Here is a 13719-nt window from a genome sequence, read left to right as displayed (position 1 = left end):
CTCCGTCTGTCTGGAAAGGACGGAGCACAGGCTAGATGCCGGCAAGCCATGACTGAAGCGACATTATCGCAGCACATTGATGACCAAAGGTCACCGGTCCCGCGTCAGGCGAACTCCGCCCACGCGTCCGCATCCTGCGCGACCTTCCGCTCACCGAAACGCAGGTCCTGCGCCGCGGGTGCGGGCGCCTCGGCAGGCGCGCCACCGTCCACGGTGAAGAACGCCACCTGCTCGCGCAACGACTGCGCCTGGTCCTGCATGGATTTCGCCGCCGCGGCCGCCTCTTCCACCAGTGCCGCGTTCTCCTGGGTCACCTGGTCGATCTGGGCGATGGCAATGTTGACCTGATCGACACCAGCCGACTGCTCGGCGCTCGCGGCCGCGATCTCGGCGACGATATCGGTCACCTTGTTCACGCTGCCGACGATGTCGCGCAGCGCGTCCGCGGAACGCTCGACCAACCCCGCGCCGGTTTCGACGCGTTCGCCACTTTCGACGATCAGCGCCTTGATCTCCTTCGACGCCGCCGCGCTGGACTGGGCAAGGCGGCGCACTTCGCCAGCGACCACCGCGAAGCCACGGCCCTGCTCACCCGCACGCGCGGCTTCGACCGCCGCGTTCAGCGCGAGCAGGTTGGTCTGGAAAGCGATCTCGTCGATCATGCCGACGATATCGGCGATGCGCCGGCTGGAGTCGCCGATGTCACGCATCGCGTCCATCGCCTGCGCTACTACTTCGCCGCCGCGCTCGGCTTCGCTGCGCGCGTGACGCGAGAGACGGTCGGCGGCGGTCGCGTTTTCAGCGTTCTGCTTCACGGTCGCGGTCATCTCTTCCATCGACGCCGCGGTCTCTTCGAGGCTGGAAGCCTGTTCCTGCGTGCGATGCGAAAGATCATCGTTACCGCGCGAAATCTCGGCTGACGTCGTGGAGACGACGTGCGCGCCCTGCTGCACTTCCGCCACGATCGAGGCCAGCGTGCCGCGCATGCGCTCGAGCGCGCCCAGCAGGCTTTCCGGAGCGACGCCGGCCATGTCTTCGTTGCGCAGGTCACCGCCGGCGATGCGGCTGGCGATGCGCTGCGCTTCATTCGGCTCGCCACCGATCGTGGCGCGGATGCTGCGCATGGAGAACCACACGACGAACAGCGCGAGCACGGCGATCAGGCCGGACTTCAGCAGGTCACCCTGCAGCTGCTGGCGGAACGCCGCATCGATGTCGGTGAAGTACGCACCCGAGATGAAATGCAGGTCCCACGGCTGGTACAGCGCCGAGTAGCTGATCTTGTCGCGCAGCTCCTTCGTCTTCGGCATCACCTGGGTGTAGCGGGTGAAGCCGTGGCCTTCCTTCGTGTCCGCATCGAGCATCGCGACATAGTGGTGGAAGCCATTACCATCGACGTCATCGCGGATGTTCTTCCCGAGCTCGTCGTGGCGCAGCGGATGCATGCGCAGCGCCAGCCCGGAATCGAACGCGAACACGTAGCCGTTCTTGCCATCCCAGCGCATCGTCTCGATCACGCGCAGCGCGTCCGTTCGGGCCTGCGCATCGCTCATTTCGCCCTTGGTGGCACGCGCGTGGTACGCGTCGGCCACGGCCGTGGCGGCCATCACATGTTGTGCAAGCGCCTGCTCCAGCGAACGCATCTGCGCGTCGCGGCTTTCCATGGCGGACATCACCACCTGGCCGACCAGGCCCAGGACCACGATCGACATCACCATCCACACCCGCGTATTCAGCGTGGTGCGACCAAACCACTTCATTACAGCCGACATGCCACTTCACCCTCAGGACGATCCCCCGTGAGCGCTTTATCGGCAAAACCTTGCGACCCTTTATGTCGCTTGTGTGACGTGGGTCACGGCCGGATGACTCACGGCAGCGTGAGACGATGCGTGCCGCTGCCCAGCGTGACGGTCTTTGCGCCGGGCAATCCAACCTCCGCCTCCGCCCCGACCGGGACGTGGATGTCCAGTTCGACACGCCCACCCGCCTTGTGCCACGCCACCGACGCCTCGCCATAGGGGGTCATGACCGCGGCGGAGGCATGATCCAGCCCTGCGGTGAGCGCCGGGCGGATGCCGATCCGCCGCCAGCCGGGGGCGAGCGGGCGCAGGCCCGCGACATCCTCGAACAACCAGTCGTCGACCGTGCCCAGGAAGTAGTGGCCGCGCGAGCGCGAGGCGAGCTTCCAGTGCTCCCATAGGCTCGTGGCGCCGTTCGCGCGCCAGAAGCCCCAGCTGGGGAAGGTCACCTGGGTGGCGATGGCCCAGGCTTCGTCGGCGTGCCCCGTCGCGGTCAGCACCGGGAGGATGAGCTTGGTCGCGAGTGCGCCCGTGTCGAGGTGATCGCCGCGCGCATGGGCATCGGCCGCGACACTGGCGGCCACGCGCTCACGTAGCGCCTCGGGCACCAGGCCAAACCCCAGCGCGAGCAGGTTGTGCGCCTGCCGGTAGCCCTGGTCGCCTTCGCCACGGTAAACGCCCTTCCCGCGGTCGAGGAAACGGGCGTTGAAGGCATCGCGAACCCGGTCCGCCATGCCATCGAAACGCCTGGCTCCGGCCTCGTCATCGGCAAGCCGCTGCATGTCGGCGACCACGCGCTCCATGCGATACAGATAAGCCGTGCCCGCGACCCGCTTGTCCTCCGGTGCATTTTCGCCGGACGGATCCGTTTCCGGACTCACCCAGTCGCCGAGTTCCGTGTTCGCGATGCCACCCGGCGAGCGTGCGTCTTCCATCGCGACGTAACGCGCCATGCCCGCGAGGTGCTCATCGATCGGCGCGCGATCGCCCGTCGCCATATAGACCGACCAGGGCACCAGCACATAGGCCGAGTGCCAGGTGGGCGCATGCACGTCCAGGGCCCAGCCCGCGTTCGGTGCGGTCACCAGCGGCGCGCCATCCGCGCCGCGCGTATCGGCGATATCGCGCACCCACTTCGTGAGCAGCGCGCCGGCATCGACGTTGCGCAGGAACATGTCCGCACCGAGCATGCCATCGCCGGTCCAGCCATTCTTCTCGTACATGGGTGTATCGGTCGGGATCCCATGCAGGTTGTTGAGCAGGGTGTCCACGGTGGCGCGATGGATCCAGTTGAGCAGGTCGTTGGCGCTATCGAAACGCCCCGTCACCTCGACATCGGTGTGCACCAGCTGCGCCTTCACCGCATCCAGCGACGGGCGCCCGGGCCCCGGCCAGCCATCGACCTGCACGTAGCGAAAGCCCTTATAGGAAAAGCGCGGATGCCAGTGCGTGCGCCCATCGCCCAGGGTCAGGTGATCGGTCTGGAAACCGTGCTTGAAGTAGTGGTGTTCGTCGCGCGCATCCACCGTGCCATCGGGCAGCAGCTTCTCGCCATAGCGTGCGGTTACCACCGTCCCCGCCGGGCCCTCCACGGTGAAGTCGGCCCAGCCGGCGATCACGCGGGGGAAGGCGAAGACATACGTGCCCGGCTTCAGTTCGGTGATTTCCGTGGCGCCAAGCGTTCCCGTGATGCGTATGGGCTGCTCGATCTGCGCGACCAGGCGCCCGGTAGGCGCCGGCAGCACGGTGGCCGGCGCCCATTGCGCAGGTATCGCCGCGCGGGCGTCGTAGTCTTCCCCGCCATACAGGTCATCCAGCCGCGTCGGGCCATCCGCCAGCTCCCAGCGGGTATCGGTGGGGATGCGCTCGACCCGGCCATCCGCGTAACGGATGACCAGCACCGCACGCAGGCGCGGCTGGCCGTGCCAGGGCGCGCGCTCCCAGTGCCAGACGTTCGGATTGGTCATGCCGTAGAAACCACGGCCAAGCTCTGCGCCCAGCGTGTGCTCGCCGGGCGTCAGCGCGACATCCGTGGCAACGACTTCCACCCGCTTCGCGTAATCGGTGAAGCCCGGTGAAAGCACCGCATCACTGACCGGACGGCCATCCAGGCTCATGTCGGCATAGCCGCCTGCGGCGACGTAGAGCGTGGCACCCGTGACATTCGTGCCCACGCGGAAGCGGCGACGCAGCAGGGGTGCCGGCAGGCTTGCGGCATCGGCCTTGCCGATCCATTGCGCGCCCGCCCATCCGGCTTCGTCCACGATCGTGCCGAAGTGGCCTTGCGCGCTCGCCGGGCCTTCGGTCGTGCGTACATCGACCTGCCATTCGTAGCGCTCGCCCGGCGCCAGCGCGGGGCCATCGTAGGGCACGTCGAACGACTGGCCTCCGCGGACATCGCCGCTATCCCACAGGCGCTTGCCGGCGTGGCTCACCTGGACTCGATAGCCCTGCTGCACCGTGGCGTTCTTTTCGGCATGGATCACCCATGAGAACCGCGGCTTTGCCACATCGACATTGAGCGGCGCTTCGGTCCGCTCGACGCGGAGCCGCTCCAGGGTGGCGGCAATACCGCAGGCGGGCACGAGGCCAAGGAGGAGGAACAGGGTGCGAAGGGGCACGGCGTGGCATCCGGGAACAAGGCACGAACCCTCGAGCATACCCGCACACATCCGTCTAACGCGTGCGGGTCTACACAGTACGCACCCATGCCAACCGGAGCCACCGTCATGAAGACCCGCCTCGTCGGCCTCGCCCTGGGCCTCGCCATCGCAAGCACCGCCGCATCCGCCATGCAGCTCGACAAGCTGGGCGGACTCATGGGCGGCGGCTCGGGGGGCAGCCTGACCTCCGGCAGCGCCAGCAATGCCGCGGGCATCATCCAGTACTGCATCAACAACAACTACCTCGGCGGCGGGTCCGGTGCCGCAGGGGTCAAGGACAAGCTGCTCGGCAGCCTCTCCGGCGACCAGAATGCGGCGAATACCGATGCTGGCGGTTCGTCGGGCAGCAACCTGCTGGGCTCGATGACGGGCAAGTCGAAGAAGGGCACCAGCGCCGCCGAGCCGACGCAGGACAAGGGCTACCTCGATGGCGCTAAGGGCCTGCTGACGACCGGCGATGGCAAGAAAGTCGACCTCACCGGCGGCAACAGCAACGATTCCACCGACATCAAGGGAAAGATCGTGCACAAGGCGTGCGATGCGGTGTTGAAGCAGGGGAAGAAGATGGCGGGGATGTAGAGGGGGCTATCGCGTAATACGCCCGATCGCTTCGGTCAGGTCGGCCACGCCATAGGGCTTCACGATCACCGCCGTGCGCGCATCACGCACCACGCCGTTGGCGGTCTGGTCGCCCGTGGCGAACAACACCGGAAGGTCGGGACGCGTCTCGCGCATGCGCTCCGCCACTTCCACGCCATTCATCCCAGGCAGGCCCACGTCGGCCAGCAGGACGTCGATGGTCTCGTTCGTATGCACGCGGATGGCCTCGTTGCCATCGCCTGCCTCGAACACGGTATGCCCACGCGTTTCCAGCATCTCCGCGATGCTCATGCGGATCAGCGCATCGTCTTCCACCACCAGCACGCGCAGCGGCTGCCACGGTCGCGGAGCGGGAGCCGAGGGTGCCGGCGAAGGCATCGTCGATGGTTCCACCGGTGAGCGCTGGGCGAGCACATGGCGCACGCGGCGCGCCAGGGCCTCGCGGGTGTACGGCTTGCTCAGCAGTTCGACGCCTTCGTCGAGGCGCCCGCCATGCACGATGGCGTTCTCGGTGTAGCCCGAGGTAAACAGCACGGCCATGCCCGGCTGGCGTTCCACCGCCTTGCGGGCGAGCTCCGTGCTGCGCAGCGGGCCTGGCATGACTACGTCGGTGAACAGCAGGTCGATCGCCATGCCACTCTCGATGATCGAAAGCGCGCTCTCCGCATCGCGCGCCTTCAGCACGCGATATCCCAGGTCGGCCAGCATGCCCACCACGATCTCGCGGACCTCGTCGTCATCCTCGGCCACCAGGATGGTTTCGTCGCCGCGGTGCAGGCCGCCTTCTTCGAGCGCGACGAGGCGATCCTCGCTCTGCGTGGAGCGCGGCAGGTAGATCTTGACCGTCGTGCCGTGGTCCAGCTCGCTGTAGATCTTCACGTGGCCGCCGGACTGCTTCACGAACCCGTACACCATGGACAGGCCGAGGCCCGTGCCCTTGCCCTCCGGCTTGGTGGTGAAGAACGGCTCGAACACCTGGGGCAGGACCTCCGGGGCGATGCCGCAACCGGTGTCGCTCACCGCCAGCATCACGTACTGGCCGGCCTTCAGGTCGCCGTGGGCGTTGGCGTACGACTCATCGAGCAATGCATTGCCCGCCTCGATCGTGAGCTTGCCCTGCCCGCCCATCGCGTCGCGGGCGTTGATCGCCAGGTTCAGCAGGGCGTTCTCGACGTTGCCGATATCGACCAGGGTGTTCCACAGGCCGCCGGCGATCACGGTTTCCACCTCGATCGCCTCGCCCAGCGAGCGCCGCAGCAGGTCGTCCATGCCACGGATGAACCGGCCGACGTTCACGACCTTGGGCGCCAGCGGCTGCCGGCGGCCAAAGGCGAGCAACTGGGCCGCGAGGCGTGAGCCCCGCTCGACGCCGGCCATGGCGTTGGCCACGCGGCGTTCGGCCCTCGGATTCCCCGCTACATCAGCGGCCAGCAGCTGCAGGTTGCCGCTGATGACCTGGAGCAGGTTGTTGAAATCATGTGCCACGCCGCCGGTGAGCTTCCCGATGGCATCCATCTTCTGGGCCTGCCGCAGCTGGTCCTCGGTCATGTCGAACGTTGATGGCATCTATCCGGACGGTCCCTTGGCATGGGTGAAGCGGGTCGGAATCTTAGCGTCGGGTCTCACGGCGGATGTGTAGGCGGTCTTCACATACGTGTAACGCCGCTGATCACTCCGTTACCAGTGTGGCGGAGAGGTAGATCGGCCAACCCATTGAGTCATCAGCGCATTGGAAAAAATCCCCTATATCTTGTGTTGACCTGCCCTGGACTCGCCTATATCGTGTGTCCCGTTGGTGTCCGAGGCGGCGCGAGTGCCCGTCGGACTTAATAGGGAATCCGGTGTGAATCCGGAACTGCCCCGCAGCGGTAAGTGGAAACGACCCCGTTCAATGCACTGGCTCCACGGGGAGCTGGGAAGCGACGGGTAGGCCGGTGGCGAAAGCCGCCATGTCCACGAAGTCCGAAGACCTGCCAACAGCCGTGGCCGAACAGGCCCGGTTCGTGGTGACGGCTTCCGCGGGGGAGCACGTCGCGGATCGAAGCCCCTCCGTGCGGCTTCATCCCCGGCTTTCCCGTTGGCCCACCCACGCCTAGCCCCGTCCGAGGGAACGGGAGTTTGGACCAGGCCCTGGGGCACGCCAGCATGACGACGATGGATTCCGCAGCGCGCGAGCGCACCGAGACGGCCGACGCGGCCGCCGCTACCACCCACGAAAACAACAACGAGAAGGCCCCCGCAGCGGGCTACCGACAGGACGCCCCGCCGGCGTTCGCCCTGACCCCTCCGCACAACCCCGGCCAGATGCGCGTCAAGAAGCGCAACGGCGGCCAGGAAACCGTGGACGTGAACAAGATCGTGCGCGCGGTGACGCGCAGCGCCGATGGCCTGTTCGCCGTGGATCCGATGCGCGTCGCGCTGAAGACCATCGGCGGCCTGTATGACGGCGCCAGCACGCAGGAGCTCGACCAGCTCTCGATCCGCACCGCCGCGGCGCTGACCGCCGAAGAGCCGGAGTACGGCCAGCTTGCCGCGCGCCTGCTCTCTGCGTTCATCGACAAGGAAGTGAGCGGCCAGGAGATCCAGTCGTTCTCCCAGTCGATCACCATCGGTGGCGAGCTCGGCATCCTCAACGAGCGCCTGCGCGCGTTCGTGCAGGCCAACGCCCGCAAGCTCAACGACGCCATCGACCTCAACGCCTCGCGCCGTTTCGAGTACTTCGGCCTGCGCACGGTGTACGACCGTTACCTGCTGCGCCACCCGACCAAGCGCCACGTCATCGAGACGCCGCAGTACTTCTTCATGCGCATCGCCTGCGCGCTTGGCGGCAACGACGTCGCCGAGACGCTCGAGCTGTACCGCATGCTGTCGTCGCTGGAGTACCTGGCCAGCTCGCCGACCCTGTTCAACGCCGGCACGGCGCACGAGCAGCTCTCGTCGTGCTTCCTGCTCGATTCGCCGGAAGATGACCTCGCGTCGATCTACGCGAAGTACGGCGACGTGGCGCAGCTGTCGAAGTTCGCCGGCGGCATCGGCCTCGCTTACTCGCGCATCCGTTCGCGCGGCTCGCTCATCCGTGGCACCAACGGCCACTCGAACGGCCTGGTGCCGTGGCTGAAGACGCTCGATGCGTCGGTCGCCGCGGTGAACCAGGGCGGCAAGCGCAAGGGCGCGGCCTGCGTGTACCTGGAAACCTGGCACGCCGATATCGAGGAGTTCCTCGAGCTGCGTGAGAACACCGGCGACGACGCGCGCCGCACGCACAACCTGAACCTCGCGAACTGGGTGCCCGACCTGTTCATGCGCCGCGTGGAAACCGACGGCGACTGGTCGCTGTTCGATCCGAAGATCGTCCCGCACTTCGTCGACACCTGGGGCGAGACGTTCGACGCCGCCTACGCGAAGGCCGAGGCCGATGGCCTGGCCGTGAAGTCGGTGAAGGCGCGCGAGCTGTACGCCCGCATGCTGCGCTCGCTGGCGCAGACGGGTAACGGCTGGATGACCTTCAAGGATCGCTCCAACGCGACCAGCAACCAGACCGCCCGTCCGGAAAACGTCATCCACCTCTCGAACCTGTGCACCGAGATCCTCGAGGTGACCAACGCCGGCGAGACCGCCGTGTGCAACCTCGGTTCGGTGAACCTGGCCCGCCACGTCGTCGATGGCGCGTTCGATTTCGAGAAGCTCGCGACCACGGTCCGCACCGCGGTGCGCCAGCTCAACCGCGTGATCGACCTGAACTTCTACCCGATCGATACCGCGCGCACGGCGAACATGAAGTGGCGTCCGGTTGGCCTGGGCGTCATGGGCCTGCAGGATGTGTTCTTCAAGCTGCGCCTGCGCTTCGATTCGGATGAGGCACGCGAGCTCTCCACGCGCATCTCCGAGGAGATCTACTTCCACGCGCTGTCGCAGTCCAACGAGATCGCTGAGCGTGACGGCGCCCACCCGGGCTTCGACGAAAGCCGCGCCGCCAATGGCGAGCTCCAGTTCGACTACTGGCAGGCCGCTACGCCGCACGGCAAGGATGGCCGCTGGGCCGAGCTGCGCGAGAAGGTGAAGACGCACGGCCTGCGCAACTCGCTGCTCATCGCGATCGCGCCGACCGCGACCATCGCCTCGATCGCCGGTTGCTACGAGTGCATCGAGCCGCAGGTCTCCAACCTGTTCAAGCGCGAGACGCTCTCGGGCGACTTCCTGGTGGTCAACCGCCACCTCGTGGAAGAGCTGAAGACGCTCGGCCTGTGGACCGCCGACATCCGCGACCAGATCAAGCTGGCCGAGGGTTCGGTGCAGGGCATCAACGCGATCCCGGCGGAGCTGCGCGCCATCTACCGCACCGTGTGGGAACTGCCGCAGAAGGCGTTGATCGACCTGGCCGCCGCCCGCGGCGCGTACATCGACCAGAGCCAGTCGCTGAACCTGTTCATGGAAAACCCGAACATCGGCCAGCTCTCGTCCATGTACATGTACGCGTGGAAGGCCGGCGTCAAAACCACTTACTACCTGCGTTCGCGCCCGGCGACCCGCATTGCGAAAACGACGGTCAGCGCCGCCGCTGCCGCGCCGGTCGCCCCGGCGGCACCGGCAAGCACGCAGGAACAGGCCGAAGCCGCGGTGTTCTGCTCGCTCGAGAACCCCGAGTACTGCGAAGCCTGCCAGTAACAAAAAAACATTGTGGGAGCGGGGGGGGGGGGGGGGGGGGGGCCCCCCCCCCCCCCCCCCCGCGCCCCCCCCCGCTCCCACAGGTTCCAACGAAATCCAGAGGCACCCGCTTATGTCCGCCCACCCGATCACCCGCGACTCGCACCTGCTCGACCCGGGCTTCGAGCTGACGCTGCGCCCCATGCGCTACCCGAAGTTCTACGAGATGTACCGCGCCGCCATCCGCAATACGTGGACGGTGGAAGAAGTGGACTTCTCGCTCGATGTCACCGACCTCAAGTCGAAGATGTCGGATGCGGATCGCCACCTGATCCATCGCCTGGTCGCGTTCTTCGCTACCGGCGACACGATCGTGTCGAACAACCTGGTGCTCAACCTGTACCAGCACGTGAACTCGCCCGAGGCGCGCATGTTCCTGTCGCGCCAGCTTTATGAAGAAGCGCTGCACGTGCAGTTCTACCTCACGCTGCTCGACACCTACATTCCGGATCCGTCGGAGCGCAACAAGGCCTTCGCGGCGATCGAGAACATCCCGTCGATCCGCCACAAGGGCGAGTTCTGCTTCAAGTGGATCGACTCGATCCAGGACATCAACCGCCTGGAAACGCGCGAACACCGCCGCCAGTTCCTGCTGAACCTGATCTGCTTCGCCGCGTGCATCGAAGGCCTGTTCTTCTTCGCCGCGTTCGCCTACGTGTACTACCTGCGCTCGCGCGGCCTGCTGCACGGCCTGGCCTCCGGTACCAACTGGGTGTTCCGCGACGAGTCGGGCCACATGGCCTTCGCCTTCGACGTGGTTCGCACGGTCCGTGAGGAAGAACCGGATCTCTTCGATGATGAGATGCGCCTGCAGGTCGAGGAGATGCTGGAAGACGCGATCACCTGCGAGACCCAGTTCGCGGCCGACGTGCTCTCCGGCGGCGTGGCCGGCCTCTCGGTGAACGACATGCGCCAGTACCTCGAGTACTGCGCCGACCAGCGCCTGGTCCAGCTCGATATGCCGAAGAAGTACGGCGCGAAGAACCCGTTCGACTTCATGGACTTGCAGGACGTCCAGGAGCTCACCAACTTCTTCGAACGCCGCGTATCGTCCTACCAGGTAGGCGTCCAGGGCGAAGTCTCGTTCGACGAGTCGTTCTGACAAAGCCTCTGTGGGAGCGCGCTTGCGCGCGATGTGCTTGCCGCAAGCCCCATCGCGCGCAAGCGCGCTCCCACAACGGCCTGACGGAAAATGCTGCAATGCAGTAAAATGGGGACATCATGACCAAGTCCACCACCATGCTCCCCATCGCCCGCCCCACCGAGGCCCGTGTCCTCGAGATCGTCTTCCCGGACCACACCAACCACCTCGGCACGCTGTTCGGCGGCCAGGCGCTGGCCTGGATGGACAAGGCGGCCTTCCTGGCGGCGTCGCGCTACTCGCGCAAGATCGTGGTCACCGCCCGCTCCGAGCAGGTCGATTTCCACGTGCCGGTGCGCAAGGGGCAGATGGTCGAGCTGATCGCCATCGTGGTGTCCGTGGGCCGCACCTCCATGAACGTGGACGTGGCCATGTACACCGAAGACCTGATCACCGGTGAGCGCGAGCTCTGCACCCGCGGCACCTTCGTCATGATCGCGCTGGACGAGAACCACAAGCCGACCGCGGTGGAATCCCTCCCGGCGCAGGGCTGAGCCCGCCCGCAAGCCGCGCGCGAACTCGTCTATCCTTGGTCGATGACGTCGTTCATCGACCTGCCCCAGACAGCGAACGATCCCTTCGCGCGGCTGACGCTCAGCTCGCGCCATCCCGGCGTGCCAGATGCGTTCGCGCTGCCTTTCGATGCGCAGGGTTTCAGTGAGGATGATTTCGCCCGGTACGGTATCTCCCGGCCGCCATCCGTCCTGCGTAGCGTCCCGAAGCGCCAGGCGGAATACCTCGCGGGCCGGCGTGTCGCACTCGCAGCCCTCGATGCTGCGGGCCACACCGCCCAGGACCTGGCGATCACCGAAAGCCGGGCGCCTGCGTGGCCACAGGGGTATATCGGCAGCCTCTCCCACGCCGTCGGCCTGGCGGTCGCCGTGGCCATGCGGCCCACCGCGGACGTGCGGGGCATCGGCATCGACATCGAACAGGTCATCCCGCCGGGGCAATTGCCGGCCGTCGAATCCAGCGTGATCGACGACAACGAGCGCTCGGCGCTCGCACCGCTCGCCTCCGCCATGGGCTGGCCCTTCGCCCTGACCGTGGCCTTCTCCGCGAAGGAGAGCTTCTACAAGGCCACCGCAGCGACCGTGGGGCGCTTCTTCGACTTCAGCGCACTACGGATCGCCGCATGTGACGTCGAAGCCGGCTGCCTGGATGCGCGGGTCGTCGAAGACCTCGCACCCTCCCTGGCCGCCGGGCACCGGCAGCGCCTGTACTGGCAGTCCCTGCCCGGCGGCATGATCCTCACCCACTGCATCTGGTGAAGCGCCGCCGTCCCTCGACCGGGTGTTGACTTAGAGCGCACTCGAAGCCGTACGCTTCTCCCCATGCCCACATCCCTGACTATTGCCGAGGCGGCTCTCGCCACCGGCCTCACCACCTACACCCTGCGTTATTACGAGCAGATCGGCCTGATCGACCCGGTACCCCGCCGCGGCGGCCAGCGGATCTACGGCGAGCCTGAGATGCGCCTGATCCAGTTCGTGCTGCGGCTGCGCGGCACGGGCATGCCCATGCGCGATATCCAGGAATACGTCCGCCTGCGCCGCCTTGGTGAAACCGCCGAGAGCATCGTGGGCCGCGGCGACCTGCTCGAGCGGCACGCCGCCCACCTGCGCGAGGAGCTGGTCTCGCTGACCGAGACCATCGCGCGCCTCGACGAGAAGATCGCCCTCTATCGCTCCATCTACGGTGCGGATGGCGCCCCTGCGCCTGTCGCCGCCGCGCCGGTGGATAGCAACGATGACACCGCCCCCACTCCCCGGAGGAAGCAAGCATGATCACCCGCACACTCGGCACGAACGGCCCGGACGTCTCGGCGCAGGGCCTCGGCTGCATGGGCATGAGCGAGTTCTACGGCCCCGGCGATGAAACGCAGAACATCGCCACGCTCGAACGCGCGCTCGAACTCGGCATCACGTTCTGGGATACCTCGGACGCCTACGGCCCGCACACCAACGAAGAGCTGCTCGGCCGCGTACTGCAGGGCCGCCGCGACAAGGTCTTCCTGGCCACGAAGTTCGGCATCGTGCGCGACCCTGCCAACCCGATGGCGCGCGGTATCAGCGGCCGCCCGGAGTACGTGCGCAAATCCGTCGAAGGCAGCCTGCGCCGCTTGAAGACCGACTACATCGACCTCTACTACCAGCACCGCGTCGATCGCGCAGTGCCGATCGAGGAGACCGTCGGCGCGATGGCGGAGCTGGTGAAGGAAGGCAAGGTGCGCCACCTCGGCCTCTCCGAAGCCTCGGCGGAAAGCATCCGCCGCGCAGCACAGGTGCACCCGATCGCCGCGCTGCAGAGCGAGTACTCGCTGTGGACGCGCGACCCGGAAACCACCGGCACGCTGGCGGCCTGCCGCGAGCACGGCATCGCCTTCGTCGCCTACAGCCCGCTGGGCCGTGGCTTCCTCACCGGCGCGATCACGAAGCCGGATGATTTCGCCGAGGACGACTACCGCCGCTACAACCCGCGTTTCACCGGCGAGAACTTCACGAAGAACCTCGCGCTGGTCGACAAGGTGAAGAAGTTCGCGGCCGACAAGGGCTGCACGCCCGGCCAGCTGGCCCTCGCATGGGTGCTGGCACAGGGGCCGGACATCGTGCCGATCCCCGGCACCAAGCGCGTGAAGTACCTCGAGGAAAACGCCGGCGCGATGGACGTGAAGCTCGGCGCCAGCGAGCTCGCGGAGATCGACGAGGTCTTCCCGCCGGATGCGGCCGTGGGCGACCGTTACCAGGCCAACATGATGGGTTCCATCAACGCCTGATTCGCGGCCGTATAATGGCGGTTTGTCCTGTCC

10 protein-coding genes and 1 riboswitch are annotated in these 13719 nt (G+C 66.7%); of the genes, 7 read left to right on the top strand and 3 right to left on the bottom strand.

Annotation, left to right across the window (positions count from 1 at the left end; all coding sequences use genetic code 11):
• Window positions 1-104 precede the first annotated feature (104 nt).
• Window positions 105-1772, bottom strand: a complete 1668-nt coding sequence (locus ACZ6YI_RS09255; protein ID WP_465778389.1) for a methyl-accepting chemotaxis protein — start codon at window positions 1770-1772, stop codon at window positions 105-107.
• 98 nt (window positions 1773-1870) lie between these two features.
• Window positions 1871-4423 carry a family 78 glycoside hydrolase catalytic domain gene (locus ACZ6YI_RS09250; protein WP_465778388.1) on the bottom strand — a complete coding sequence of 851 codons (2553 nt, stop codon included), beginning with the start codon at window positions 4421-4423 and terminating at the stop codon, window positions 1871-1873.
• Between the two features lie 108 nt (window positions 4424-4531).
• On the opposite strand from ACZ6YI_RS09250, the gene ACZ6YI_RS09245 reads away from it, so the two are divergent.
• Window positions 4532-5044, top strand: a complete 513-nt coding sequence (locus ACZ6YI_RS09245; protein WP_465778387.1) for a DUF2501 domain-containing protein — start codon at window positions 4532-4534, stop codon at window positions 5042-5044.
• Between the two features lie 6 nt (window positions 5045-5050).
• Here the strand turns inward: ACZ6YI_RS09245 and ACZ6YI_RS09240 are convergent, their stop codons facing one another.
• Window positions 5051-6631 (bottom strand): response regulator, encoded by a 1581-nt coding sequence (locus ACZ6YI_RS09240; RefSeq protein WP_465778386.1) that lies wholly within the window; start codon window positions 6629-6631, stop codon window positions 5051-5053.
• Window positions 6632-6841: 210 nt separating this feature from the next.
• Window positions 6842-7057: riboswitch (cobalamin riboswitch) on the top strand.
• Between the two features lie 153 nt (window positions 7058-7210).
• On the opposite strand from ACZ6YI_RS09240, the gene ACZ6YI_RS09235 reads away from it, so the two are divergent.
• The 6 genes from ACZ6YI_RS09235 to ACZ6YI_RS09210 all read left to right on the top strand — a co-directional run bounded on the left by ACZ6YI_RS09235 (window position 7211) and on the right by ACZ6YI_RS09210 (window position 13686).
• Window positions 7211-9730, top strand: a complete 2520-nt coding sequence (locus tag ACZ6YI_RS09235; RefSeq protein WP_465778385.1) for a ribonucleoside-diphosphate reductase subunit alpha — start codon at window positions 7211-7213, stop codon at window positions 9728-9730.
• A 112-nt stretch (window positions 9731-9842) separates the two neighbouring features.
• Window positions 9843-10871, top strand: coding sequence for a ribonucleotide-diphosphate reductase subunit beta (locus ACZ6YI_RS09230; protein ID WP_465778384.1), 1029 nt, complete (start codon window positions 9843-9845; stop codon window positions 10869-10871).
• 119 nt (window positions 10872-10990) lie between these two features.
• Window positions 10991-11404 carry an acyl-CoA thioesterase gene (locus ACZ6YI_RS09225; RefSeq protein ID WP_440326700.1) on the top strand — a complete coding sequence of 138 codons (414 nt, stop codon included), beginning with the start codon at window positions 10991-10993 and terminating at the stop codon, window positions 11402-11404.
• Between the two features lie 42 nt (window positions 11405-11446).
• A complete protein-coding gene (locus ACZ6YI_RS09220) occupies window positions 11447-12181 on the top strand; it encodes a 4'-phosphopantetheinyl transferase family protein (RefSeq protein ID WP_465778383.1) in 735 nt (244 codons plus the stop codon).
• A gap of 63 nt (window positions 12182-12244) precedes the next feature.
• Window positions 12245-12697, top strand: a complete 453-nt coding sequence (locus ACZ6YI_RS09215; protein ID WP_465778382.1) for a MerR family transcriptional regulator — start codon at window positions 12245-12247, stop codon at window positions 12695-12697.
• Window positions 12694-13686, top strand: coding sequence for an aldo/keto reductase (locus ACZ6YI_RS09210; RefSeq protein WP_465778381.1), 993 nt, complete (start codon window positions 12694-12696; stop codon window positions 13684-13686). The genes ACZ6YI_RS09215 and ACZ6YI_RS09210 overlap by 4 nt, the downstream gene beginning before the upstream one ends.
• Window positions 13687-13719 lie beyond the last annotated feature (33 nt).

The organism is Luteibacter sp. NPDC104163, from assembly GCF_055584245.1.
This window is presented reverse-complemented; position numbering and strand designations above follow the sequence as displayed.

Coding starts and splice junctions, on each gene's coding strand:
- ACZ6YI_RS09230 (WP_465778384.1), top strand. CDS start 9,843: ATGTCCGCCCACCCGATCACCCGCGACTCGCACCTGCTCGACCCGGGC.
- ACZ6YI_RS09210 (WP_465778381.1), top strand. CDS start 12,694: ATGATCACCCGCACACTCGGCACGAACGGCCCGGACGTCTCGGCGCAG.
- ACZ6YI_RS09245 (WP_465778387.1), top strand. CDS start 4,532: ATGAAGACCCGCCTCGTCGGCCTCGCCCTGGGCCTCGCCATCGCAAGC.
- ACZ6YI_RS09220 (WP_465778383.1), top strand. CDS start 11,447: ATGACGTCGTTCATCGACCTGCCCCAGACAGCGAACGATCCCTTCGCG.
- ACZ6YI_RS09240 (WP_465778386.1), bottom strand. CDS start 6,631: ATGCCATCAACGTTCGACATGACCGAGGACCAGCTGCGGCAGGCCCAG.
- ACZ6YI_RS09255 (WP_465778389.1), bottom strand. CDS start 1,772: ATGTCGGCTGTAATGAAGTGGTTTGGTCGCACCACGCTGAATACGCGG.
- ACZ6YI_RS09235 (WP_465778385.1), top strand. CDS start 7,211: ATGACGACGATGGATTCCGCAGCGCGCGAGCGCACCGAGACGGCCGAC.
- ACZ6YI_RS09215 (WP_465778382.1), top strand. CDS start 12,245: ATGCCCACATCCCTGACTATTGCCGAGGCGGCTCTCGCCACCGGCCTC.
- ACZ6YI_RS09225 (WP_440326700.1), top strand. CDS start 10,991: ATGACCAAGTCCACCACCATGCTCCCCATCGCCCGCCCCACCGAGGCC.